Raw genomic sequence first — 24,478 nt, forward strand, 5'->3', positions numbered from 1 at the left:
GTGAGCGATGAGAAGCGATGAGAAGCGATGAGAAAGGAAGACGTGGCGTGAAAGCGGTGTGGAACGCGGCGCGTCGGCGGGGTGGCGCCGCCATCCTGGTCGCGGGGGCCCTCGTGGCGGGCTGCGGCGCCCCGGCGGATTCCGTGAAGCCGGCGGACTCCGTCGGTCAGCCGGAGGGAGAGGAGATGATCACGTACCTCGAACCGAACTGGTTCACCTCCCTCTACCCGCCCGCGGCCGGCTTTTACCCCAACGGCGGGGTGGTCAACCAGATCACCGACAGGCTGCTCTACCAGGACCCGGAGACGCTCGAGCTGCACCCCTGGATCGCCACCGAGCTACCCGAGGTCAACGAGGACGCCACCGAGTTCACCTTCACCATCCGCGACGACGTGACCTACTCCGACGGCACGCCCATGACCGCCCAGAACGTCGTGGATAACATCGACCTCTACGGCCGCGGCGACCCCGAGCGCGTGCTCAGCGCCTCCGAGCAGATCAGCGGCTACGACTATGGCGAGGTCATCGACGAGAACACGGTGCGCTTCCACTTCACCGAACCGGCCCCGGGCTTCCCCCAGGCCGTCTCCGTCTACAACGCCGGTTTGCTTTCCGACGCCACCCTGGAGCTCAGCAACGAGGAGTTCGGCCCCGGCAACGCCGTCAACATCGTCGGCTCCGGGCCCTTCGTCATCGCCGGCGAGGAGATCAACACCGAGCTGACCCTGGTGACCCGGCAGGACTACAATTGGGCGCCGCCCGTGCGCGAGCACCAGGGGCCCGCCCGCATCGGCGGGGTGCGCTACGTCCACGCCCCGGAGGAGTCCATGCGCACCGGGGCGGTGCTCTCGGGCCAGGCCGACATCGCCCGCAGCATCACGGCGCCGGCCGAGAGCTATTTGGAAGACGCCGGCGTGATCGTCGAGTCCCACGGCACCAACTCCATGAACAACCAGCTGGCGCTGCGCTTCGACCACCCGCTGCTGCGCGACATCCGGGTGCGCCAGGCCATTATCCACGGCATCGACAGGGAGGAGATCCTGCGCGTGCTGTTTTCGCCCTCCTACCCGCTGGCCACCTCCACCGTCGCCGAGAACGGGCTGGGCTACCGGGCGCAGCAACCGCAGGCCTACGCCTACGACCCGGAAGAATCCCGGCGCCTGCTGTCCGAGGCCGGGTGGGAGCCCGGGCCGGACGGGGTGCGCGAAAAAGACGGTGAGCGCCTTTCCCTGCGCGTCAACATCGCGGGGCCGCAGCCGCGCTCGCGGGAGGTGCAGACGATGATCCAGGACCAGCTGCGCGACATCGGCGTCGAGCTGAACATCAACTCCGGCGACAACGCCAGCCAGAACGCCGACTCCAAGGACCCGGCGAAGATCCAGATCTACCACTCCATGGTGGGCCGCGCGGACTACGGCGCCATCGAGTCGCTCTACTCGGTTTCGGCCCGCGACGTCTTTATTAACCGCCCCTTCGACGGGGACGGCGGCGAGGAGACAGTCGCCGACGATTACCTCGAGGACCTGCTGCAGCAGACCGTCTCCCTGCCCGAGGAGGAGGACCGCGACAAGGCCGTGGGCCGGGTGCAGGACTACGTCACCGAGCAGGCCTACGCCCTGCCACTGTTCGAGGAGCCGCAGGTCTACGCCCTCTCGCCGCGCCTGAAGGGCTTCTCGGCGGAGGCTGTGGCGCGGCCGTCCTTCTACGGCGTCTACGTGGACCGCTCGGGTAGCTCAAAGAGCGATACTGGCGAAGGGAGCGCACAATGATGAAGTACGCACTGCGCCGCCTGGGGCAGGGGCTGATCGTGCTGTTGATCGCCTACACGGTGGCCTTCTTCCTCCTGTCGGCCCTGCCCTCCGACGGCGTGATGGCCCGCTACGCGGACCCCGCCCTCGGGCTGTCGCAGGAGGAGATCGAGGAGATCCGCCGCGAGCTCGGCGCCGACAGACCCGTGATCGTGCAGTACTTCGCGGCGCTCGGCGGGTTTATCACCGGCGACCTGGGCTACTCGGTGCGCACGGGCACCCCCGTGGCCGCGCTCATCGCGGACGCGCTGCCCTACACCCTCGCCCTCGCCGGCGCGGCGATCGCCCTGGCCGCGGTGCTCGCGCTCATCATCGCGTACGTGGCCACGCTGCCGCGGATGGGGGCGGTCGGCTCCTTCTTCCGCGCGCTGCCCTCGTTCCTCGTCTCCCTGCCCGGCTTCTGGGTCGCGATCCTGCTGCTGCAGTTCTTCTCCTTCCGGCTGGGCTGGGTGGACGTGATCGACCCGGGCCCGCTGGAGGGCCTGATACTGCCGACGCTCACGCTCGTCGTGCCCATGGCCGCGCCGTTGATCCAGGTGCTCATCCGCTCGATCGACGAGGTCAAGGCGCAGCCCTTCGTGCAGGTGCTGCGCTCGCGCGGCGCGGGCGAGGCCCGCATCTTCTGGCGCAACGTGCTGCGCAACGCCACCTTGCCCGCGCTGACCATGGCGGGGTTGCTGTTCGGCGAGCTGATCAGCGGCGCCGTGGTCACCGAGACGGTCTACGGGCGCACCGGGTTGGGCTCGCTGGTGGTCACTGCGGTGTCCAACAGGGATACGCCGGTGCTGCTCGGCGTGGTGCTGGTGGCCGCGGTGGCCTACGTGGTGATCAACTTCATCGTCGACATGCTCTACCCCGTGCTCGACGTGCGGCTGCGCGGGGAGTACGAGCAGCCCCGCACGCAACAGCTGCACGCGGAGCAGGCAACTGAGGAAGCGAGGCACAGCGCATGAGCCAGGCACTGACCCCTTCTAGGCACCCCAGCAAGCGCTTTGCCAAGCGCGGGCGCGCGAACCCGTGGCTTGCGCCGGGCTCGATCCTGGCGCTCGTCGTTCTCGCCGTCGCCTTCCTCTGGGCGCTCATCCCCGGTGTGTTTGCCACGTGGGACCCCTACACCGGGGCCGACGAGGCGCTGCTGCCGCCGAGCAGCGAGCACTGGTTCGGCACCGACTCCGTCGGCCGCGACGTGTACTCCCGCGTGGTCTACGGCGCGCGGCAGTCGCTGTTCGGCGCGCTCCTCGCCGTCGCGGTCGGGCTCGTGGTGGGCACGGCGCTCGGCCTCATCGCCGGGGCGCTGCGCGGCTGGGTGGACACCGTGATCATGCGGCTTGTCGACGTCTTCCTGGCCATCCCGGGCATCCTTTTGTCCCTCTCCCTCATCATCGTGCTGGGCTTCGGCTCCCTGCAGGCGGCCTTCGCGGTGGGCGTGACCACCATCGGCACCTTCGCCCGCCTGGCGCGCTCGAACGTGATGACGGTCGCCCAGGCCGACTACGTCGAGGCCGCCTACGGCTCGGGGGCGACGCGCGCGCAGGTGCTGTGGCGCCACGTGCTGCCCAACTCGCTGACCCCGGTGGTCGCGCTGGCGGCCCTGCAGTTCGGCACGGCCGTGCTGCAGCTGTCCATCCTGGGCTTTTTGGGCTACGGCGCCCCGCCGCCGGTGCCGGAGTGGGGCCTGATCATCGCCGAGGGCCGGGACTTCATGGCCTTCGCGTGGTGGACCATCACGCTGCCGGCGCTGGCCATCGTGGCCACCGTCATGTCGGCCAACCGCCTGTCGCGCAACATCGGTGTGGAGGAGAAGCAATGACCGCAAAGGAAAAGCAGCGCACAAATGAGGCGTCGCTGGTGGTCACGGGGCTCAGCGTCGACTACGGCGGCGTGCGCGCCGTCGACGACGTCAGCTTCGCGGTGCGCCCGGGCCGCATGACGGCGCTCGTCGGCGAATCCGGCTCCGGCAAGACCACCTCGGCCCTGGCGGCGATCGGCCTGCTCGGCCCCTCCGCCACGGTGGCCGCGGGTTCCGTCGAGTTCGCCGGCGAGGAGATCATGGGCGCCACCGCGGCGGACTGGCGCGCCGTGCGCGGCCAGCGCATCGGGCTGGTGCCGCAGGACCCGAACAACTCGCTCAACCCGCTCAAGACGGTCGGCGCGTCGATCGAGGAGGGCCTGGCCATCCACGGCGTCGGCACCGCGCAGCAGCGCCGCCAGCGCGCGGTGGAGCTGCTCGAGCAGGTCGGCATCGACAACCCGCAGCGCCGCCACGGCCAGTACCCGCACGAGCTGTCGGGCGGGATGAAGCAGCGCGTGCTCATCGCCGCGGCCGTCGCCTTGGAGCCCGAGGTGCTCATCGCCGACGAGCCGACCTCCGCGCTGGATGTGACGGTGCAAAAGACCATCCTCGACCTCATCGACCGCATGCGCGAGGACCTCGGTCTGGGGATCCTGCTGATTACCCACGACCTCGCGGTGGCGGGCGACCGCGCCGACGAGATCGTCGTCATGGAGCGCGGCAAGGTCGTCGAGGCCGGGCCCACCGAGGCGGTGCTGGCCAACCCGCAGCAGGACTACTCGCGCCGCTTGCTCGCCGACGCCCCCTCGCTCGCCTCCGCCAACGCCTACCGGCGCCCCGCCGCCACCGGCGACACCCTGCTCGAGGTGCGCGACCTCGCGGTGCGCTTCGGGGACATCACGGCCGTCGGCGGCGTGAGCTTCGACGTGGCGCGCGGCTCCACCCACGCGCTGGTGGGGGAGTCCGGCTCCGGCAAGACCACGACGGGCCGCGCGATCTCGCTGTTTCGGCCCCCGAACGAGGGCTCCATCGTCTTCGGCGGCGAGGACATCACCCGGGCCTCGGCCGCCGAGCGGCGCCGGTTGCGCAGCCGGATCCAAATGGTGCACCAAAACCCCTTTTCCTCCCTGGACCCGCGCATGACGGTCGAGGACATCGTCGCCGAGCCCGTGCGCAACGTCGGCGGGCTGGGCAAGGCGAAGGCGCGCGAAAAGGCCCGCGAGTACCTCGAGCGGGTGGCACTGGGACCGCAGCACGCCGACAGGCGCCCGGCGCAGCTGTCGGGTGGGCAGCGTCAGCGCGTCGCCATCGCCCGCGCGCTCGTGGTCGAGCCGGAGCTCGTCGTGCTCGACGAGGCGGTCTCGGCCCTCGACGTCACCGTGCAGGCGCAGATCCTGCGCCTGCTGGACAACCTGCAGCGCGAGCTGGACCTGACGTTCATCTTCATCTCCCACGACCTCGCCGTGGTCAGGCAGATTTCGGACACGGTCAGTGTCTTCAGCGGCGGGGCCCAGGTAGAAAGGGGGCGTACCGAGGACGTGTTCGCCCACCCCCGAGCCGAGGTCACCCGCACGCTCATCGACGCGATTCCGGGCGCCGTCTTCCGCGCCCGCGAGTTAGGAGAGTTCTTTGTCTAAGCAGTCCGCCGCTTCCGCCAACGTCGTCGACCTGCTGGCCGACGCGCCCGCGGAGATCGCCGCGCTGCGCCAGCGCCGCCCCGACGCCACAGCCAACGCCGAGGCGAGCTTCCGCGCCCTGCTCGAGCCGGCAGAGCCGGGGGATTTCCCGCAGGCCTGGCGCCTCGCCGTGGCAGCCTTCGTGGCCGGCATCTCCGGCAGCCCGCGAGCGCGCGAGTTTTACCGGGAGCTTCTGGAAGAGGAGGCGGAAGGGGATGAGGGGGCGCTGACTTCGGGCGTCGATAAGGCAATCGAGCGCGGGGCGTCCACGGGGCCCTACGCGGGCGGCGGCTTTGTCACCTTCGACCCCGCCGACGGGCTCGGCGACGCGCTGGCGGCGGCCTTCGACGTCGCGCACCTTTTCACCTTCCACCCGAAGGACGCCTCGCCGGAGGCGATCGGCCACCTGCAAAAGGCCGGGTGGAGCGACGACGCCATCGTCTCCTTTGCCCAGCTGGTCGCGTTCGTGGCCTTCCAGCTGCGCGTGGCCCACGGGGTGGCCGTGCTGGCCGGGAACCCGGCGCCTGTGGCCGGGGCCACCCGCGCGCAGGGAGTGGACGAGCCGGGCTGGGAGCCGGGGCCGCGCACGTTGCTTCCCCAGGTGGTGGCCCCCGAGGGCTTCGTGGCGCACTCGCTGGGGTGGAAGCCCTGGCTGGCGGACCTGCCGAAGGAGCAGTTCACGCAGCGCCACCGCGACGCCCTGATTAAGCCCGAGCGCATCGGCTCCGAGTACTTCCGCCTCCTCGCCCGCGATCCCGAGGCCCTGAAGGCGCGCACGCTGACGGACCTGGACATCTTCTACAACACCAGCGGCGGGCTGGGCCGCGCCGAGCGCGAGCTGGCGGCGACCGTGGTCTCGCGCCTCAACGGCTGCGCGTACTGCGCCTCGGTGCACCAGGCCCGCGCGAAGGAGGAAGGCGGGGACGCGGCGGCGATCGACAGGCTCCTCGCCGACGGCGTGGGCGCAGACCTGGGCTCGCCGCTGTGGCACGCGATCCGGGACGCGGCCGTGGCGCTCACCGCGACGCCCGCCGAGTTCTCCGCCAGCCACGTGGAGCGGCTGCGCGAGGCGGGCCTCGACGAGCTCAGCATTATCGACGTCATCAACTCCGCCTCCTTCTTCAACTGGGCCAACCGCCTGATGCTGGGGCTCGGGGAGCCGGACGTGCCCAAGCGCTTCCGCTAGCGCGCCGGGCTATCCTGAGGGCATGTTGAGAGTATTCCTCGTCGACGACCACTCCGTCTTCCGCGCGGGCGTGCGCGCCGAGCTGTCCGGCCAGGTGGACATCGTCGGCGAGGCGGGCACGGTGGCCCAGGCCATCGCGGGCATCGACGAGACGCGCCCCGACGTGGTGCTTCTCGACGTCCACATGCCCGACGGCGGCGGCCTCGCCGTCCTCCGGGGCGCCGTGCCCGGGCCGCGCTACCTCGCCCTGTCCGTGTCGGACGCGGCCGAGGACGTCATCGCCCTGATCCGCGCGGGCGCGCGCGGGTACGTGACCAAGAACATCGGCGGTGAAGAGCTGGCGGAGGCCATCGAGCGGGTCCACGGCGGCGACGCCTACTTCTCGGCGCGGCTGGCAGGCTTCGTGCTCGACGCCTTCGTCTCGGGCGGGGTGGTCGACGACCCGGAGGGGGAGCCGGTCAAGGTGGAGGACCCCGCCGTCGACGCGCTGACGCGCCGGGAGGTGGAGGTGCTGCGCCTGCTCGCGCGCGGCTACACCTACAAGGAGATCGGAAAGCAGCTGTTCATCTCCGTCAAGACGGTGGAGACTCACGCCTCGAACATCCTGCGCAAGACGCAGACCTCCAACCGTCACCAGCTCACGCGCTGGGCGGCGGACCGCGACCTGGATTAGCGCCGCCCCCAGCAGCAGAGCTGCGCCCACGCACGCATTAGAAAACGTGTTCTATCTGGCCTGTTGCCCGTGCCTGCCCGCGGGTGCATACTAAAACCCGTGAGGAGAACACCCATTCGAAGCGTGTCGGGGGCCGCGGCGGCCCTGGCGGCGGCGGATAAAAAGCCTGCTCAGCCGACCAGAGCTGAGCAGATCGCCGAGCTGCGCTCACGCATGGCTGCCCTCGGCGGCGAGCCGGACGCCCCGGTTTCCGCGCCCGCTCAGGTGCTCCCCGTCGGGGAGGAGCTTCGAACACTTCTTCCGGGAGGTGGCCTGCCGCGGGGCGCGGTGAGCCACGTCAGCGACACCCCCGCCCTCGTCGTGGAGATGATCAAGCAGGTCGCCGCCGCCGGGGGCTTTTGCGGCGTAGTCGGGTGGGAACAGCTCTCCTACGCCGGGGTGCTGCCGGAGCACCTGGAGCGCGTCGTGGCGGTGCCCGAGCCGGGCATCGACCCCCTGGGAGTGGCCGGCGTGCTGGCGGAGGGGCTCGACCTGGTGGTGGTGTACACCCCGCAGCGCCTCGAGCTGTCCCCGGTGCGGGCGCGGCCGCTTCTGGCCAGGCTGCGCCAGGGCCGCGCCGCGCTGGTGGCGGTGGGCACGCGCGTGCCCTCGCCGGCGCTCGAGGTGGTCGGTGAAGTCGCGGGCGTGCACGGTGTCGGGCACGGGAGCGGGCGGATCACGGGCATCGACATCCGGGTGCGGGCTCAGGCCAAGGGATCGCGCCCGGCGTCGCGGGTGATCACCCTGGGCACAGCCCCGCAGCCGCGCCCGGCGCTGAAGGTGGTGAAGTAGCGTGCGCGTCGCCGCCGTGTGGTTTCCGGACTGGCCCGTGCAGGCGGCGCGCCTCGAGGCGGACGATGCGCTCGCCGAGCCCGTCGCGGTGGTGGCACAGCGCCGCGTCAAGGCGTGCTCGGCCGCCGCACGCGAGTGCGGCGTGCGCCGCGGGATGAAGCTGCGCCACGCCCAGGCGCTCGCCCCGGCGCTCAGCGTCGTGGAGGACAACCCGGACCGAGACGGGCGCACCTTCGCCGCCCTGGCCTCAAGCTTCGACGAGGTCGCCTCGTCCGTCGAGGTGCTGCGGCCCGGGCTCGTCGTGGTGGACGCCGCCGCTGCTGGCCGCTTCCACGGCGGCGAGGACGTGGCCACGGAGATGCTTCTCGACGCCGCCTCCCGCCGCGGTATCGACGCCTTCGCGGGCGTGGCCGACGAGATCGCCACCGCCGTCATCGCCGCGCGGGTCTCCGCCGTCGTTGCCCCCGGTGCCTCCGCCCGCTTTCTCGCGGAGCTTCCCCTGCGCGTCCTGCTCGCCGAGGCGGCGCTGGGCGCCGACGCGCAGACGGTGACGGAGCTCGGCCAGCTGGGCATTTCCACCCTCGGTGAGCTCGCGGACGTACCCGCGACGGCGATGACCACCCGCTTCGGGCCGCCCGGCATGCACCTGCACCGCATCGCCCGCGCCGCCCCCGACCGCCGGGTCGCCCCCGAGCTGCCGGCGGCGGACCTCGCCGTGGCGGTCACCCCGGAGGAGCCGATCGAGCGCGTCGACGCCGCCGCCTTCGCCGCCCGCGCCCTCGCGGCGGGACTGCACGAGCGGCTCAAGGCGGCCGGCTGCAACTGCCTGCGCCTCAAGGTCACCGCGGAGCTGGAGACGGGCGAGAGGGTCGAGCGCGTCTGGCGCACCCGCGAGGCGCTCAGCGAATCCGCCACGGCGGACCGGGTGCGCTGGCAGCTCGACGGCTGGCTCACCGGCGGCGGCGCGGGCGCGATCACCTCACTCATCCTCGAGCCGCTCGAGCTGGCGCAGCCCGATACCGTGGCGGAGCTCTGGGCGGACGGGACCAGCACGGACGCCGCGCGCCGGGTGGTCGAGCGGGTCCAGTCGCAGCTCGGCATCGACGCCGTTGTCCAGCCCGTCTACGTCGGCGGGCGCGGGGTGGCCGAGCGCGTGGCACTCGTCCCCTTCGGCGAAAAACCCCCGGACACGAAGCAGCATTCCTGGCCCGGGGCAATCCCGCCGCCGCTGCCCGCCCGGCTCGGCGGCGGTATCGACCACCCCGCTTCCGCCGTCACGCTTATCGACGCCTCAGCGCGCCGCGTCGGGGTCACCGCCGAAGCGCTGCTCACCGCGGCACCCTACGCGATGGCGTGGGGCAAGGAGCGCTACGTCGTGACGGGCTGGGCGGGCCCGTGGCCGGTGGACGAGGGCTGGTGGGGTGCGCGGCCGAATAAGGTGGCGCGGTTGCAGGTCGTCGGCAAGCAAGAAAAAGGCGAAAAGGTGCACGCCTGGCTTCTGGTGTGGACGCGCCAGAGGTGGCGCGTGGAGGCGGTGTACGGTTAGCGGGTTTAGGACTTGAGCACGTCGACGACGAGCCGGGTGGGGTTGCCCAGGACCTGCACGGAGAAGGGCTTTTCCGAGCGCAGGCCCACCACGACCTGGCTGCGCCCCTCCGAGGTGCCCACGTTGAGCACGTCGACGATGTTGCTCGACCCGCCCGACGGGTCGACCGGGACCTGCCCCAGGCCCAGTTCGAAGGGGTAGATCGTGCCGTCGATGTAGATGTTCAAAAAGGCGGAGCCGACCACATTGAGCGGCTGCCCCGTCGCTTCCTGCATGGGGGAGGACACGTAGTCCACGTACCAGCCCGGGGTGCCGGAGCCCGCGAGGTCGACCACGACGCGGTCGAAGGCCTTGTGGCTGCCCACGCGCACACCCGTGACGGCGAGCTCGGCTGGTTCCTCGGGGCGCATGGTCTTCGGCGAGGCGTCCGGCGTGCCCAGCGGGGCGAGCTCGGTGGAGGTGGCCGCGGCTGGGGTGGTGGTTGGCAGGGACGCGACTCGCTCCTCCGAGTTCGGGTCGCCGGGCGCCGGGGCCGCGCAGCCCGCAACGGACGCCGCGACCGCGGTCACGGCGCCCACGAACCCTGCCTTAAAATTCATGAGCATTATGGTAGTGAACACGGGGGTGGATGGGAAATGCCCGGCGGCAAAAAGATCCGATCCCCCGAATGGCCGGGGTTGCGGTTAGGGTTACCTAAAGTCACTACAGTGGGGTGCATGAACGACACGGTGGACATTCTCTGCTCGGACAACGAGGTCGAACCTCTGCCCGGAACCGCGAAGAAGGGGGTGGTCTACGTCCTGTTCGAGTGGCCCGGCCGCTGGAGCCACGACATCCTCGACGGGGACACCTTCGGCCCCGAGCTCACCGCCAAACTCAAGGAGCACATGGCGAAGTGGGGCGCATCGCTGCAGCTGATCCGCCACCCTACGCGCGAGGGGCGGAAGATTAGTGACCACCACCTCTACATCGTCTTCAGCGATATTGGGCTGACAGAGGTCAAGCATGTCGACGGGCCCGAGGCGATCCTCGACCTCGACCTGTCTGGGCCGGGCCGCAACGACGCGATGGCGCGCCTGGCCCCCCTCGTGCTGGTGTGCACCCACGCCAAGCGCGATCGCTGCTGCGCGATCAAGGGCCGGCCGCTCGTCAACGAGATCGAGCGCCGTTACCCCTTCAAGGAGGGCCGCGACGTGGTGTGGGAGACGTCCCACATGAAGGGCCACCGCTTCGCCGCGACGCTTCTGCTCATGCCCTGGGGCTACAGCTTCGGGCGGATGAACCTCGAGGCGACCGTATCCATGCTCGCCGAGGCTATGCGCGGGCTGTTTTTCGTCCCCGGCAACCGCGGGCGGGGTATTTACTCGCCGGTGGGCCAGGCCGCGGAGATCGCGGTGGCCGCCCACCTCGCGGAGGCGGGGCAGCGGGTGATGTACGGCCAGCTGCGCATCGCGGCGGAGGAAAAGGGGGAGGAGGAGGCCGCCGTCACGGTGGCGGACACCACCTCCGGCGCCGAGTACGAGGTGCGGCTGCGGCGCCACGAGGCGTCGGGGATCATCTCCTCCTGCGGCGACGCCCCGAAGGACGGGGCGTACTGGGCTGCGGAGGAGGTTGCGCCCCGCGCGTCGTGAGGTGCTAGCGGCGCATGACCTTCTTCGACAGCCAGTTGCCCAGGAACTGGGCCAGCTGCACGATGACCACGATGACGATGACCGCGGCGAAGGTGACCGAGGGCTGGAACTGGCGGTAGCCGTACACGATGGCGAAGTCACCGATACCGCCGCCGCCGATGTAGCCGGCCATGGCGGACATGTCGATCACGGCGATGAAGATGAAGGTGTAGCCGAGGATGAGGGGGCCGAGGGCCTCGGGCAGGATCACCGTGCGGATGATGTGCCAGGGGCCGGCGCCCATCGAGCGGGCCGCCTCGATAACGCCCGGGTCGATGGCCACGAGGTTCTGTTCGACGATGCGGGCCACGGTGAAGGTGGCCGCGACGCACATGACGAAGGTGGCGGCCTCGCGCCCGATCGTCGTCCCCACCACGTTCAGGGTGATGGGGTAGAGCATCGCGATCATGATGATGAAGGGGATCGGGCGGAAGAAGTTGACCAGGATGTTGATGATCCAGTAGATCGGGGCGTTCTTCAGGATCCCGCTGGGCCGCGTGGTGTAGAGCAGCAGGCCGAGGATGAGGCCGAAGAGGCCGCCGACGACCATGGTGATGCTCACCATCACGAGGGTGTCGCCGATGGCCTCGACGAAAAGCGGTCCGAGCCGGTCCCAGTCCGGCCCGGCAGCGAGGACGAACTGGTTCATCGGGTGATCTCCTCAATGTCGGTGGTGCTCTGGAGGGTGGAGAGGAACTCGTTGATAGCGGCGTCGCTGCCGTTGAGGCGCACCGTCATCTTGCCGAAGGAGTGGTGCTGCAGCGTGGTGATGCCCGCGTGGACCGGCTGCACCGACACCCCTTTGTCCCGCGCGCGGGCGGCGGCGCCGAAGAAACCGGACTCCTCCGTCAGGCTGACCGTAAACAGGCGCCCCGGGGCGTCCAGCAGGGCGGCGACCTCGACCGCGTCGGGGGTATCGCGCAGGCTGGTGGCCACGAAGCGCCGGGTCACCGCCGCCTGCGGGGAGGAAAACACCTCGTAGGTCGAGCCGTACTCGACCACCTTGCCGTCTTCCATCACCGCGACCTTGTCGGCGATGGAGCGGATGACCTCCATCTCGTGGGTGATCACAATGATGGTCACCCCCAGTTCCGTGTTGGCGCGCCGCAGCACGGCCAGCACCTCCTGGGTGGTTTCCGGGTCGAGGGCGGAAGTGGCTTCGTCGGCAAGCAGAAGCGAGGGGTTGGTCGCAAGCGCACGCGCGATGCCCACGCGCTGCTTCTGGCCGCCGGAGAGCTGCTCCGGGTAGTTGCCGCCGCGGTCGCTGAGGCCGACGAAGTCGAGCAGCTCCGCGACGCGTTCCTTGCGCTGCGCCTTGCTCATGCCGGCCAGCTCCAGCGGGTAGGCGATGTTGCCCGCCGCGGTGCGCGATTGCAGCAGGTTGAACTGCTGGAAGATCATGCCCACGTTGCGGCGGATGGCGCGCAGCTTCTTTTCGCTCATGCCGACGACGTCGGTGCCGTCGAGAAGAAGCTCCCCGCCGGTGGGCATGTCGAGGCCGTTGATGAGGCGCACGAGCGTCGACTTACCGGCGCCCGAGTAGCCGATCACGCCGAGGATCTCCCCGGGTTCGACGGTGAGGGTGACGCCGTCGACTGCGGTGACGGTGCGGTCGCCGGCGGTGAAAACCTTGGATACGTCCCGGAGTTCCACCCGGGTACCAGTTGTGGACACGTTAGCTGTACTCCTCCACGAGTCGATCGAGGATCTCGTTGAGCTCCTCCTTGGAGCGCTTCACCTGGACGGCGGTACCGTTTGAGTCGCGGTCGAGAGCCTCGGTGACCTCGTCGGACTGCCAGGCGTCGACAAGCTTGGCGTAGGTTTCGTTGTCAACGTCTTCGGCTCGTACGGTGAAAACATTGATGTAGGGCTCCGCGAGCTCGGAGTTCGGGTCGTCGGCGGCGACCGACGAAGCCGGGTCGATGCCAGCACGGCCGAGCCAGTTGTTGTTGATGACGGCGGGGCGACCTTCGTTGTAGGCGGAAGGAGTCTGGGAGGCGTCAACCGCGACGACCTTGACCGTGGAGGCGGCCTCGTCGATGTCGTTCGGCGTCGGGGTGAGCCGTGGCGCGTTCTCCCGGAGGGAAACCAGCCCGGCCTGCACCAGCACGTTGATGGCGCGGCCCTGGTTGGAGGGATCGTTTGGGATGGCCACCTCTTCGCCTTCGATGCCGTCGAGAGAGTCGTGGTCCTTCCAGTACAGGCCGAGGATGTTGATTTCGCCGGAGCCGATGATGCGCAGATCCTTGCCGGACGAGGCGTTGTACTGGGCCTGGTAGTTGATCGTCTGGAACTTGGAGATCTCGATTTGGTTCTCGTCCAGCGCCGGGTTGACCGGCGGGTATTCGGTGAAGCGGACGATATCGAGGGTGACGCCGTTTTCCTCAGCTTTCTGCTCGAATACCGACCACGCCTCTTGGTCGGCGTCGGTCGTGCCGATTGTCACGGTAACGGCGTCGCCGGAGGCGTTGCCGCCGGATGCGTCGTTGGAATCGTCGGAGCAAGCGACGAGGCTGGTCGCCGCGAGGGTAGCGGCGGTCGCCGCGGCGAGATGGGATAGGCGCATGGCGGTTCCTTGGTGTCCTTCCGGGGCCTAGTTCTGGTTCTCCAGGCGCTCCAGGATGTCGTTGAGCTCGTCCTTGTCGCGCTGGACCGGAACGGAGGTGCCCTTGGAGTCCTGGGCCACGGCCTCGGTGACCTGCGGGTCGTGCCAGATCTCGGCGAGGCGGTTCAGGACTTCGTCGTCGACGCGGTCAGCGGTGGTGACGAAGACGTTGATGTAGGGCTCGGCCTCCGGGGAGTTCGGGTCGTCCTGGAAGATGGCCAGCTGCGGGTCGATGCCGGAGCGGTCCAGCCAGCTGTTGTTGATGATGGCGGGGCGGCCCTCGTTGTAGGCCGAGGGGGTCTGGGAGGCGTCGACCGGGACGACGGAGACCTTGGAGTTCTCGCCGTCGATGTCGGCTGGGGTCGGGGTCAGCGGGTCCTGGACGCCTTCCTTCAGTGTCACCAGGTCAGCCTGGGCGAGCACGTTGATGGCGCGGCCCTGGTTGGAGGGGTCGTTCGGGATGGCCACCTCTTCGCCCTCGATGCCGTCGAGGGAGTCGTGGTCCTTCCAGAACAGCGCCAGCGGCACGATCTCGGTGGAGCCGACGATGCGCAGGTCGTTGCCGGAGTTGACGTTGTACTCGGAGAGGTACTTGATGTGCTGGAACTTGTTCACGTCCAGCTCGCCCTGCGCGAGGGCCTCGTTGACCGGGTTGTAGTCGGAGAAGGAGACGAGGTCGAGCTCGATGCCCTCTTCGGCGGCGAGGTCGGAGAAGACCGACCACGCCTGCTGGTCAGCGTCGGTGGTGCCGATGCGGACGACGGTGGGCTCGCCCTCGGCGTTGTCGGCCTGCTCGGCGTTCTCGTCGGAGCAGGCGGTCAGGCCCGCCGCGGTGACGAGCGTCGCCGCAGCGGCGGCGAAAGCACGGTTGAAGCGCATGAGAGGACTCCTTAAAAGTGTGTGTAGCCGGAAATTATTGACGTGTGACAACTTATCACCCGATATACCGCTTAGTCTATTCCGCGCGGACTCGCCCCATCCGGCGCGTTCGAACGTAGTGGCGATTGCGTGTAGCATGGAGCCATGAGATTCAACGGGGGAGAGGTGCTGTCGTGGTCGCGCCTGGAGCGCATCCTCTCCGGCAGGCCAGGGCCCGTCCCCCTGCCCGTCAATCACGCGAGCTCGCTTGTCGACGCCCCACCGGCGCCCCGCAAGGTGGCCACGCCCTTCGCCGAGCTGCACGCCGTGTCCTCCTACAGCTTCCTCGACGGGGCGAGCGAGCCGGAAGGGCTCGTAGAACGCGCCCTGCACCTCGGCATTGGCGCCCTTGCGGTGCTGGACAGGGACGGTTTCTACGGCGCGGTGAAGTTTGCGGAGGCCGCGGCCGCCGCGGGGATTGACGCCGTCTTCGGCGCGGAGCTCACTCTCGGCGAGCGCATCCTGCCCGTCCTCGCCCGCGGGCCCGAGGGCTACCGGCGGCTGTCGCGGCTGATGTCCCGGGCGCACATGGCAACGCGCGAGAAGGGGCGGGTGTCCTACCCGCCGCTGGAGTCCATCGCCGCCGAACTGGACGGCACCTGCACCGTCCTGGCCGGGTGGCGCTGGGCCGACGACATCGCTCACTTGGTCGAATTATTCGGACTAGACCGAGTGGTCAGGGAGTACGAGGTCTCCCTCACCCCGGAGGACGCGGACCACCACGCGCTTCTCGACGCCTCCCCCCACGTCCCGGCCATCATCACCGCTGCCCCCGCTGCCGCCACCCGGGACCAGGCGCGCCTGGCCGCGGCGAAGCGGTCGCTGGGGCGTCGCCAAGCAATCGATGCCGCCCACGGCGAGCTGCACCCGATGGGCGCGAACTGGCTGCGTTCGGGCGCGCAGCTGCTGGCGCTGTGCCCGGGCTGCGAGGACAAGCTGGCGGCGTCGGTCGAGCTCGCGGCACAGTGCGCCTTCACCCTGAACCTGGTCGCCCCGGAGCTGCCGCGCTTTCCCACGCCCGCCGGCCACGACGAGATGAGCTGGCTGCGCGCCATCACCCTGGCCGCCGCCGAGGTGCGCTACGCCACCCGCCCGGCGGACATCCGCGAGCGGGCGCTGGCGCAGATCGACTACGAGCTGGGTGTCATCGCGGAGCTGAACTTTCCCGGCTACTTCCTCATCGTCCACGACCTGGTGGGCTTCTGCCGCCGGGAGAACATCCTCTGCCAGGGGCGCGGCTCGGCGGCGAACTCTGCGGTGTGCTTCGCGCTTGGTATCACCAACGCCGAGCCGATCGCGGCCGGCCTGCTTTTCGAGCGCTTCCTCTCCCCGGACCGCGACGGCCCGCCGGACATCGACCTCGACATCGAATCGGGCCGGCGCGAGGAGGTGATCCAGTACGTCTATGACACCTACGGCCGCGACAACGCCGCGCAGGTGGCCAACGTGATCACCTACCGCACCAAGGGCGCGGTCCGGGACGCGGCGCGCGCCCTCGGTTACGCCCAAGGCGCGGCCGACGCGTGGTCGAAGGGCACCGCCGACCCGCCCGAGGCCGTGGCGGAGCTGGCGAACCAGCTCAAGGGGCAGCCCCGCCACCTGGGCATCCACTCCGGCGGCATGGTCATCTGCGACCGCCCCATCGCCGACGTCGTGCCGGTGGAGTGGGCGCGGATGGAAAACCGCTCGGTGGTGCAGTGGGACAAGGACGACTGCGCCTCGGCTGGCCTGGTCAAGTTCGACCTGCTCGGCCTGGGCATGCTGGAGGCGCTGCACCACATGATCGACCTGGTGCGCGATACCACCGGGCGCGAGGTCAACCTGTGGGAGCTCGACCTCGCCGACGCCGAGGTCTACGACATGCTCTGCCGCGCCGACGCGGTGGGCGTGTTCCAGGTGGAGTCGCGCGCGCAGCTGTCCACGCTGCCGCGCCTCAAGCCGCGCTGCTTCTTCGACCTCGTCGTCGAGGTCGCGCTCATCCGCCCCGGCCCGATCCAGGGCGGGTCCGTGCACCCCTACCTGCGCCGCCGCGACGGGAGGGAGGCGGTGGACTACGACCACCCGGTGCTGGAGAAGTCCCTGGGCAAAACCCTGGGCATCCCGCTGTTCCAGGAGCAGCTGATGCAGATCGCCGTCGACGCCGCGGGCTTTAGCGGGCGCGAGGCGGATGCGCTGCGCCGCGCGATGGGCGCGAAGCGCTCCCCGGAGAAGATGGCGGCGCTGAAGGCCCGCTTCTTCAACGGCTGCTGGGAGACCAACCGGATCGACGCGGCCACCGCGGACAAGCTCTGGGCGAAGATCGTGGCCTTCGCCGCCTACGGCTTCCCGGAGTCGCACGCGCAGTCCTTCGCCTCGCTGGTGTACTTCTCTGCCTGGTTCAAGCGCTACTACCCGGCGCAATTTTGCGTGGGCCTGCTGCGCGCCCAGCCGATGGGGTTCTACTCGCCGCAGTCGCTCATCCAGGACGCGCGCCGCCACGGCATCACTGCCCTGCCCGTGAGCGTCAACGACTCGGGCGTCGAGGCGCGCTGCTGCGACAACGCGACCATTCGCGTGGGGTTGAACCTGGTCACCGGCCTGGGGGCCAAGGCTGCCGAGCGCGTCGAGGCCGCGCAGCCTTTCACGGGCATCCCGGACCTGGCGCGCCGGGCGGACCTGTCGGTGGAGCAGGTCGCGGCGCTCGCCCGGGCCGGGGCGCTCGACTGCTTCGGCGTGGAACGCCGCCAAGCCCTGTGGCAGGCCGGCGTCGCCGCGACGGAGCGCGAGGGCATGCTGCCGGGCCTGTCGGCCATCGCCGCCCCCGCCCTGCCCGGCATGAACGCCTTCGAACTCATGGCGGCCGACATCGCAGCCACGGGGGTCACCCCGGACAGGCAGCCCATCGAGCTACTGCGCGAGGCATTGCTTCACGACGGCATCCTCACCGCCCAGGACCTCCCCACCGTCGAGGACGGCACCCGCGCCCGCGTCGCCGGCGTGGTCACCCACCGCCAGCGCCCCGGCACCGCCGGCGGGGTGACCTTCTTCGGCATGGAAGACGAGACTGGCCTGATCAACGTCCTCGTCTCGCCGGGGCTGTGGAAACGACAGAAAGTGGTGGCGCGCACGGCGAAAGCCCTCATCGTGCGCGGGGTAGTGCAAAACGCCACCGGGGCGGTCACCGTGGTGGCTGACAAACTCGAGCCCCTGGTCATGGGGGAGTGGCTCTCGCGCGGGTCGCGCGACTTCCACTGAGGCACGGCGCCTTGGCGGGCCAGGCGGCTCAGGTGGCGTTGGCTTGCGTTGGGGTCGACCAGGGGGGGGGCGCTAAACCCCGACTGTGCGTGGGTGCTGGTCGACCGCAGCGAAAACCAGCGCGTGAAACCCCAGGTGGCGAACCCCGGCTGTGCGTTGGGGTCGACCACGAGGCGCTAAACCCCGACTTTGCGGGGGGCCTGGTCGACCGCAGCGAAAACCAGCGCGTGAAACCCCAGGTGGCGAACCCCGGCTGTGCGTTGGGGTCGACCACGAGGCGCCAAACCCCGACTTCGCTCGGACCCTGGTCGACCGCAGCGAAAACCAGCGCGTGAAACCCCAGGGTCGCGAACCCCGGCTGTGCGTTGGGGTCGACCACGAGGCGCTAAACCCCGACTGTGCGTGGGTGCTGGTCGACCGCAGCGAAAACCAGCGCGTGAAACCCCAGGGTCGCGAACCCCGACTCTGCGTTGCGGTCGACCAGGGTCGACCCCACCGAAGAACCAGAACCGCAAACTCCGACCGCAGCGCAAAACCAGAACGCACAACCCAAAAGCCCCCGCACCGGTCGACGCAGCAAGCGCCCAGCCTGTGCATATGTGCCTCCAATGTTAAACTGTCCGCCATGACACACCCGCTGCCAAGGACCGCCGAGGAGATGAACCGCGTTTCGCCGAAGTTGGTGGTCCCCCAGTACGTCACTTTGCTGATGTGGACGGTGATCATTGGCGCTGCGCTGGTGGTCGCGTACCTGATTTGGGGGAAGTGGTGGCTCATCCCGCTTGGTGTTCTGCTCGCGATCGTGCTGGTGCAGGCGGTGCTTATCCCGTTGCGGGTGCGCGCGATGGGGTGGCTGGAAACGGATGATGAGCTCGTGCTGGCACGGGGCCGGTTGTGGCGGTCGATGACGGCGGTGCCGTACGGGCGGATCCAGTTCGTCGATGTGACCTCGGGCCCGGTGGAGCGCGCAGTGGGCGTGAAGAAGCTGGAGGTCAATACGGCGTCGACGACGTCAGTTTCGGCGCTGCCGGGGATTGAGGCGGAGGAGGCCGACGCGCTGCGTGACCGCCTGGCCGAGAAGGCGCGCGAGCGGATGAGCGGGCTGTGATGGACAGAAAAGTTCACCGGCTGACTCCCATCATCAGGGGGTGGACGATTGTGTTCGCCCTGCTCGTTGTCGCGCTGGTTAACGGGTTCACGCCGCTGTACAACTGGGCGCGCGAGGGGGACTTGGGCACAGCGATCATCGTGCGCGTGGTGGTGGTCCTCGTGGTTGGGGTGATCATCCTCGGCGCGGCGTCCCAGTTGTGGTGGGCGAAGATGGGCTTTGGCGTCGGCAAGGAGGAAGTGGGAATGACGCGGGGGCTGTTGACCACGCACGTGCGCACGGTGCGCTACGACAGGGTCCAGGCCGTCGACGTGGTGGAGCCCCTGGCGGCGCGCATTTTCGGCTTGGCGGCGGTTCGCGTGGAAGCCGCCGGCGGCGGGGACTCGGCGCTCGAAATTGCCTACCTGCCCAAGCAGGAGGCCGAGAAGGTCCGGGCGGAGATCATGCACGCGGTCGCCCGCGAGGGCGAGGACGCGGCCACGGCGGGCGGCGAGGCCACTGACTACCTGGTGGAGCCCGTCCCGATTCGGCGCACGATTATTGGCACGACGCTGCAGGTAGGCACGCTGGCTGCGGCGCTGATCGCCGCGATTCCGCTGCTCACGGACCTCACCGCCGGTGCCGCCGTGGTGGTTCTCATCGGTGCGATTCCCCCGCTGTGGCAGATGATCGACCAGTCGTGGCGGTTCAATTCGGTCCAAAGCGGTGAGGAGTCGGAGGTTCTCACCGTTACATATGGCCTCGCTAATCGACGCCGCCAGGTCGTGCCCCTCAACCGCATCCACGCGGTCTCACTGTCGCAGCCCCCGCTGTGGCGCCCGCTCGGGTGGTGGCAGGTCAAGGTCAACGTGGCCGGTTACAAGGTGGGAAGCGATGGGGGCACGCTCACGCTGCTGCCCGTGGGCACGCTGGACCAGGCGCTCGCGGTGGTGGACGCGCTGAGCCCGCTGAACGCCCCGGAGCTCGCGGACCTGGACCCGGCCGAGGCAGAGGTCGACGTGCGTTCCCCGCGCCGGGCGCGCTGGGTCTCCCCGATAGACTTCGGGCGCCAGACGCTGGCGCTGCGCCGGGACGTCGTCGTGGTGACCGCGGGCAGGATCTCGCGGCGCTACGCGATGGTGGAGGCCCCCCACATCCAGGAACTCACGCTGAAACAGGGCCCGCTGCAGCGCGCCCTGCGCCTGGCGAGCGTGCAGCTCGACCTCGTGCCGGGGCCGGTGCGGGCGACGGCGCGCGATGTGGACGAGGGGGAGGCCCGGCGGGTCGTCGATACGCTTCGCGGGCGCGCCCTTCCCGGCTGAGGCCGCGGGGCTACACGCCGCCCGGAAAGCCGAGCTGGCGCCACGCCTCGTAGCAGGCCACGGCGGCGGTGTTGGACAGGTTCATGGAGCGGCGCCCCGGCAGCATGGGCACCCGCACTCGCTCGGTGACGCCCGGGTGGTGGGAGTGCGCGCGGGGCAGCCCGGTCGGCTCGGTGCCGAAGAGGAGGGCGTCGCCGTCGCGGTAGGCCACGTCGTGGTAGAAGGTGGTGGCCTGGGTGGTGAAGGCGAAGACGCGGGCGCGGTCAAGCGAGGCGAAGCACGCGTCGAGGTCGGGGTGGATGACCACGTGTGCGAGGTCGTGGTAGTCGAGGCCCGCGCGCCGCAGGTGCTTTTCGCTCAAGTCGAAGCCGAGGGGCTCGACGAGGTGGAGGGTCGCCCCGGTGCCCGCGCACATGCGGATCGCGTTGCCCGTGTTCGGCGGAATCACGGGATTATCAAAGATGACATGGAGTGCGCACACGGGCTCCAAGTCTAGGATGGGGGTCGTGAGTGCGAAGAAACTGGACGGCAAGCTCTACCGCGAGGAGATTTTCGCGGACCTGAAAAAGCGCGTCGCGGCGCTGCAGGAGAAGGGGGTGACCCCGGGCCTGGCCACGGTGCTCGTCGGCGAGAATCCCGCGAGCCAGAACTACGTGCGCATGAAGCACCGGGATTGCGAGGAGCTCGGCATCGCCTCCATCAGGAAGGAGCTGCCCGAAGACACCACGCAGGAAGAGCTCGAGGAGCTTATCGACGCCCTGAATAACGACCCGGCCGTCACCGGCTACATCGTCCAGCTGCCGCTGCCGGAGCACCTCGACGAAAACCGCGTGCTCGGCCTCATCGACCCGGCCAAGGACGCCGACGGGCTCCACCCGGTCAACCTGGGTAAGCTGGTGCTCAACGAGCCCGCTCCGCTGCCGTGCACCCCGAACGGTTCACTCATGCTGCTCGAGCGCTTCGGCGTGGAGCTCGATGGCGCCATCGTCTGCGTCATCGGCCGCGGCGTGACTGTGGGTCGCCCACTTTCGCTCATGCTCACCGCCCGCTCGATTAACGCCACCGCCGTGCTGTGCCACACCGGGACGAAGGACCTGGCGGCGGAGACGCGCCGGGCCGACGTCATCATCGCCGCCGCCGGCAAACCCCACATGCTCACCGCCGATATGGTCAAAGAGGGCGCGGCGGTTCTCGACGTGGGCGTTTCGCGCGTCGACGGCAAAACCGTCGGCGACGTCCACCCCGAGGTGTGGGACAAGGCCGCCTGGGTCTCCCCGAACCCGGGCGGGGTGGGCCCGATGACCCGCACCTTCCTGGTCCGCAACATCGTGGAGCGTGCCGAGCAGCTTGTCTAACGCCCCCGGGGGCCTATCCGTTGACAACCCCCACGACGCCGAGAACCCGCCCTCCCCGCTGCCCCTGTGGGCGCAGCGGGTGATGGCCGGGTTATTTGTTATCGGCTTCGTCGCCTCCTGCCTCTTCGCGCTCACCGAGCACTGGCGCCGCGCCACCTTCACCCTCGGGGCGGCGATGCTCTGGCTGGCGCTCGTGCGCTACGCCTGTGACTCGCGGCTGATCGGCCTTCTCGCCGTGCGCTCCCGGCGCTTCGACGCCCTGTTCTGCGCCGGCCTGGGGGCCGCGATGATGTTCCTCGCGGGCTCGGTGGACGCGCTGGGGAGTTAGCGCGTGTCCTCTGGGTGGCGGGGTTCGTCGGGCCCTGGCCGGTGGCCGCTTTCCGGGGCGCGCGGTTTTTCCATCGCGCTGGGTGCCTCATGTGGCGGCTTCGGATCGGTGGAGCCCTCCGCTCGCTCCAGTTTCCAGATCGACCACGGCGACGTGTCGCCGCGCGTTAGGTAGTTGTAGGCGAAGGGGTAGCCGTAGGCATACCTGTCGTCCCATTCGAAGTTGATCTGCCGTCCGTCTACATCTTCGAAGCGGTGGTCAGGGGTGCGCGTCCACTTTGCGCGCGTCGAGGTACAGTCGTGGCTCCACAAAATCGCCCAGTCGCGCTGCGGGTCGGAGTAGAGGCACTGGCCCGAGGTGACGTCACGGATCTGCATGTGGCCGTCGCCGGTCGTCCGTATTTCCAGTTCGTTGCTGAACGCGGGGTTTTCGTACTGGCAGGCCACCGTCCACAGGTAGAACCCGGGGTCAGTGAAGAGACACACCTGGCCGCCCCACGCTCCGGAGGCGCCGCCGTTCCACCCCTTGATGGTCACGTAATCGTAGTCCGCCACGGCGCTTCCCCGCATGCGCGTGTACAGGCTGGAGTTCAATCCTGCAGGGGGAGTGGCGGGGTCCGGCTGCGCCGTAGTGTTCAGGTAACCCTTGAGGCTTGCGTAGATATCGATGGTGTCGGGGTCGTCGGAGGTAAGCACGTTCGCTCCGATGGAGCGCAGCCAATCCAGGTTGTCTCTCCAGTCGTGTTCTTCCCGTGCGTACCGGGAGGCTTTGCGCCGGTCGTTGAGTAGGTAGCAGCAGCTGGAATCGGCGTTGTAAAAGGCGTCGGTGGCAGGGATGGGGCGCCTATCGCCGTACTTGTTCGGGACGGTGAAGCCTGCCGTGGGCCCATCGGTGTACATCACGAAGGTGGGCACGGGAACGAATGCGCCAAGCTTTTTCTCGTAGAAGTGGACGAGCGATACGAATTCTGCCACGGTGCCGGGCTCCGCGTTGTCTAGGGCAAGCGAAGCGGGAGAGTCGAAGGCGCCGAAGTTGCTCGTCGGGTTGTGCACCTTCTGCGTGAATTCGTGCGAGTCCTTGATGACCACTTCCACGAACGGAGCCCACTGGGGATCCTCCGCGGCCCACGCTGCGACGGCGCGGCTGGCGTTCGAGGGCAGGTGCAGCTCGGCGGGATCCGGGAGCTCAGGCCCCGAGTCGATCTTCGCGGCGTTCCACGGGGCGATGACGGGCATAGCCATGATTGGGCCAGCGGCTCCTGCGGCGTCAACAGCGTCGCGCCATTGCTGCGGGGTGGGGTACTCCGACATAGGCATTTTCACGATGAACCGCTGCAGAAAGTGCTGATCAGGGTACTCTTTGTCCGCGCTGGCCAAGATGCTGATCGCTTTGGTGATCGCCGGGGTGTCCTTCACCTCCAGGTGAATGAGGGAGTCGCTCCGATTGTGCGCCATGAACTCGATGAGGTCGTCTAGGCGGGGAACGACGTGGTGCGTTGTCGTCCGGTCGGGTTTCAGGAGTGGCTTGGAGGCGATGTCCGCGTAGGAGACCTGGTTGATCGGCGGGTTGGGCCCCTCGTTCGTCTCCGGGTTGTACTCCGGTTCGAGCATTTTTCCGATGTGGGTGTCGTGGAAGAGAACCAGCTCGCCATCGGAGGTGAGGCGCACGTCGGTTTCAATGGCCGGGCGACATTGCGCAAAGCCGCGCTTGAATGCCTCGATTGAGTTTTCCGGGACGTCGTGGCTAAACGCCCCGCGATGCTGCGCGGTGATGACCTTCGCGTTCGTCCGCTTGTCGACGACCTGGTCGTACTGGCCCCGCCACGGCAGGCACTGCGGACCGTCTTCGGCCTCGGCGTGCGGTAGCAGGCTGAGCGCAAGCCCTAGGGAAAGCAGCAGAGCTAGGGTGCGATAAGCGCCGGGTTGTAAGCGCGTCATAGGGAATCTCCCTTGTTCGTGTCAACTGCCTTTCAGCTGACCTACCGCGACGATAAAGAGCAGGGCACTCCGGGCAACAGGACGAAGATCTCATTCAGAGAATTGGGAAACGGTGATGGCCTTTCTCGGACGGCGGTCAAAAGTTAGGGTGATTCCGTGGTGAATAATCCGCGAGATTTCCTTGAGCCCGGTGGCCGAATCAACTGTTACCGCTACGGTGAGGCGCACGTGCGGATCCTGGCCGCTGTCGCCGACGGAGTTCGGTGGAACATCCTGCGCCTGTGCGGCTCGCGGAAGCGCACACAAACGGAGCTGCGCTTAATTCTCGGGGTCTCTTCCTCGGTACTGTGCCGCCACATCCAGATCCTGAAGCGGGCGGGACTCATCGAATCCGCGCGACGCGGGCGCACGCGCGAAATCACCGCCACCGAGTCCGCGCGCATGGTGCTGAAGCGCTCGCTTCCGCTTGACGACGCCCACCTGACGTAAAAGTGCCCCACCGCCAGAGGC

22 protein-coding genes are annotated in these 24,478 nt (G+C 69.0%); 15 read left to right on the forward strand and 7 right to left on the reverse strand.

Annotated features, from left to right (window positions below; genetic code table 11):
* Nucleotides 1-47 precede the first annotated feature (47 nt).
* The 8 genes from CAURIS_RS02365 to CAURIS_RS02400 all read left to right on the forward strand — a co-directional run bounded on the left by CAURIS_RS02365 (nucleotide 48) and on the right by CAURIS_RS02400 (nucleotide 9,512).
* Nucleotides 48-1,769, forward strand: coding sequence for a TIGR04028 family ABC transporter substrate-binding protein (locus CAURIS_RS02365; protein WP_290342629.1), 1,722 nt, complete (start codon nucleotides 48-50; stop codon nucleotides 1,767-1,769).
* Complete coding sequence (locus CAURIS_RS02370) at nucleotides 1,769-2,761, forward strand: ABC transporter permease (protein ID WP_290343281.1); 993 nt, start codon at nucleotides 1,769-1,771, stop codon at nucleotides 2,759-2,761. Before CAURIS_RS02365 ends, CAURIS_RS02370 begins: the two co-directional genes overlap by 1 nt.
* Entirely contained in the window at nucleotides 2,758-3,618 is an 861-nt protein-coding gene (locus CAURIS_RS02375) for an ABC transporter permease (protein ID WP_290342630.1), read from the forward strand. Before CAURIS_RS02370 ends, CAURIS_RS02375 begins: the two co-directional genes overlap by 4 nt.
* A complete protein-coding gene (locus CAURIS_RS02380) occupies nucleotides 3,615-5,237 on the forward strand; it encodes a dipeptide ABC transporter ATP-binding protein (RefSeq protein WP_290342631.1) in 1,623 nt (540 codons plus the stop codon). Before CAURIS_RS02375 ends, CAURIS_RS02380 begins: the two co-directional genes overlap by 4 nt.
* Nucleotides 5,230-6,462, forward strand: coding sequence for an alkylhydroperoxidase domain protein (locus tag CAURIS_RS02385; RefSeq protein ID WP_290342633.1), 1,233 nt, complete (start codon nucleotides 5,230-5,232; stop codon nucleotides 6,460-6,462). Before CAURIS_RS02380 ends, CAURIS_RS02385 begins: the two co-directional genes overlap by 8 nt.
* A 25-nt stretch (nucleotides 6,463-6,487) precedes the next feature.
* Nucleotides 6,488-7,135, forward strand: a complete 648-nt coding sequence (locus CAURIS_RS02390) for a LuxR C-terminal-related transcriptional regulator (RefSeq protein ID WP_290343282.1) — start codon at nucleotides 6,488-6,490, stop codon at nucleotides 7,133-7,135.
* 99 nt (nucleotides 7,136-7,234) lie between these two features.
* Nucleotides 7,235-7,966, forward strand: a complete 732-nt coding sequence (imuA', locus tag CAURIS_RS02395; protein WP_290342634.1) for a DnaE2-dependent mutagenesis accessory factor ImuA' — start codon at nucleotides 7,235-7,237, stop codon at nucleotides 7,964-7,966.
* Between the two features lies 1 nt (nucleotide 7,967).
* Nucleotides 7,968-9,512, forward strand: coding sequence for a Y-family DNA polymerase (locus CAURIS_RS02400; RefSeq protein ID WP_290342635.1), 1,545 nt, complete (start codon nucleotides 7,968-7,970; stop codon nucleotides 9,510-9,512).
* Nucleotides 9,513-9,517: 5 nt separating this feature from the next.
* Here CAURIS_RS02400 and CAURIS_RS02405 read toward each other — a convergent pair whose 3' ends face one another.
* Complete coding sequence (locus CAURIS_RS02405; RefSeq protein ID WP_290342636.1) at nucleotides 9,518-10,111, reverse strand: AMIN-like domain-containing (lipo)protein; 594 nt, start codon at nucleotides 10,109-10,111, stop codon at nucleotides 9,518-9,520.
* A 117-nt stretch (nucleotides 10,112-10,228) separates the two neighbouring features.
* Here CAURIS_RS02405 and CAURIS_RS02410 point away from each other — a divergent pair, with 117 nt between their 5' ends.
* Complete coding sequence (locus CAURIS_RS02410; protein ID WP_290342637.1) at nucleotides 10,229-11,143, forward strand: sucrase ferredoxin; 915 nt, start codon at nucleotides 10,229-10,231, stop codon at nucleotides 11,141-11,143.
* 4 nt (nucleotides 11,144-11,147) lie between these two features.
* On the opposite strand, the gene CAURIS_RS02415 is transcribed toward CAURIS_RS02410, so the two are convergent.
* The 4 genes from CAURIS_RS02415 to CAURIS_RS02430 are packed head-to-tail and all read right to left on the reverse strand — an operon-like array spanning nucleotide 11,148 to nucleotide 14,666.
* Nucleotides 11,148-11,831, reverse strand: coding sequence for a methionine ABC transporter permease (locus CAURIS_RS02415; protein ID WP_290342638.1), 684 nt, complete (start codon nucleotides 11,829-11,831; stop codon nucleotides 11,148-11,150).
* The gene (locus tag CAURIS_RS02420; protein ID WP_290342639.1) at nucleotides 11,828-12,856 is read right to left on the reverse strand and encodes a methionine ABC transporter ATP-binding protein; all 1,029 of its coding nucleotides are present in this window, start codon (nucleotides 12,854-12,856) and stop codon (nucleotides 11,828-11,830) included. The genes CAURIS_RS02415 and CAURIS_RS02420 overlap by 4 nt, the downstream gene beginning before the upstream one ends.
* A gap of 1 nt (nucleotide 12,857) precedes the next feature.
* Nucleotides 12,858-13,748, reverse strand: coding sequence for a MetQ/NlpA family ABC transporter substrate-binding protein (locus CAURIS_RS02425; protein WP_290342640.1), 891 nt, complete (start codon nucleotides 13,746-13,748; stop codon nucleotides 12,858-12,860).
* Between the two features lie 27 nt (nucleotides 13,749-13,775).
* Nucleotides 13,776-14,666, reverse strand: a complete 891-nt coding sequence (locus tag CAURIS_RS02430) for a MetQ/NlpA family ABC transporter substrate-binding protein (protein WP_290342641.1) — start codon at nucleotides 14,664-14,666, stop codon at nucleotides 13,776-13,778.
* A 144-nt stretch (nucleotides 14,667-14,810) separates the two neighbouring features.
* Between CAURIS_RS02430 and CAURIS_RS02435 the strand changes: the two genes are divergently transcribed.
* The 3 genes from CAURIS_RS02435 (at nucleotide 14,811) to CAURIS_RS02445 (ending at nucleotide 20,348) form a co-directional block, all read left to right on the forward strand.
* On the forward strand, nucleotides 14,811-17,939 hold the full coding sequence (locus CAURIS_RS02435) for an error-prone DNA polymerase (protein WP_290342642.1): 3,129 nt from the start codon (nucleotides 14,811-14,813) through the stop codon (nucleotides 17,937-17,939).
* 625 nt (nucleotides 17,940-18,564) lie between these two features.
* On the forward strand, nucleotides 18,565-19,047 hold the full coding sequence (locus CAURIS_RS02440) for a PH domain-containing protein (RefSeq protein WP_290342643.1): 483 nt from the start codon (nucleotides 18,565-18,567) through the stop codon (nucleotides 19,045-19,047).
* The gene (locus CAURIS_RS02445; protein WP_290342644.1) at nucleotides 19,047-20,348 is read left to right on the forward strand and encodes a PH domain-containing protein; all 1,302 of its coding nucleotides are present in this window, start codon (nucleotides 19,047-19,049) and stop codon (nucleotides 20,346-20,348) included. The genes CAURIS_RS02440 and CAURIS_RS02445 overlap by 1 nt, the downstream gene beginning before the upstream one ends.
* A 10-nt stretch (nucleotides 20,349-20,358) precedes the next feature.
* On the opposite strand, the gene CAURIS_RS02450 is transcribed toward CAURIS_RS02445, so the two are convergent.
* On the reverse strand, nucleotides 20,359-20,829 hold the full coding sequence (locus CAURIS_RS02450; protein WP_290342646.1) for a tRNA (cytidine(34)-2'-O)-methyltransferase: 471 nt from the start codon (nucleotides 20,827-20,829) through the stop codon (nucleotides 20,359-20,361).
* Nucleotides 20,830-20,854: 25 nt separating this feature from the next.
* Between CAURIS_RS02450 and CAURIS_RS02455 the strand changes: the two genes are divergently transcribed.
* Entirely contained in the window at nucleotides 20,855-21,703 is an 849-nt protein-coding gene (locus CAURIS_RS02455; RefSeq protein WP_290342647.1) for a bifunctional methylenetetrahydrofolate dehydrogenase/methenyltetrahydrofolate cyclohydrolase, read from the forward strand.
* Complete coding sequence (locus CAURIS_RS02460) at nucleotides 21,696-22,031, forward strand: DUF3017 domain-containing protein (RefSeq protein ID WP_290342649.1); 336 nt, start codon at nucleotides 21,696-21,698, stop codon at nucleotides 22,029-22,031. The genes CAURIS_RS02455 and CAURIS_RS02460 overlap by 8 nt, the downstream gene beginning before the upstream one ends.
* Here the strand turns inward: CAURIS_RS02460 and CAURIS_RS02465 are convergent.
* Complete coding sequence (locus CAURIS_RS02465; RefSeq protein WP_290342651.1) at nucleotides 22,028-23,968, reverse strand: glycerophosphodiester phosphodiesterase family protein; 1,941 nt, start codon at nucleotides 23,966-23,968, stop codon at nucleotides 22,028-22,030. The genes CAURIS_RS02460 and CAURIS_RS02465 overlap by 4 nt on opposite strands.
* A 228-nt stretch (nucleotides 23,969-24,196) precedes the next feature.
* Here CAURIS_RS02465 and CAURIS_RS02470 point away from each other — a divergent pair, with 228 nt between their 5' ends.
* Nucleotides 24,197-24,457 (forward strand): ArsR/SmtB family transcription factor, encoded by a 261-nt coding sequence (locus CAURIS_RS02470; protein ID WP_290342652.1) that lies wholly within the window; start codon nucleotides 24,197-24,199, stop codon nucleotides 24,455-24,457.
* Nucleotides 24,458-24,478: the final 21 nt, after the last annotated feature.

Origin of the sequence: Corynebacterium auris (assembly GCF_030408575.1) — a bacterium.
Lineage (GTDB): Bacteria > Actinomycetota > Actinomycetes > Mycobacteriales > Mycobacteriaceae > Corynebacterium > Corynebacterium auris.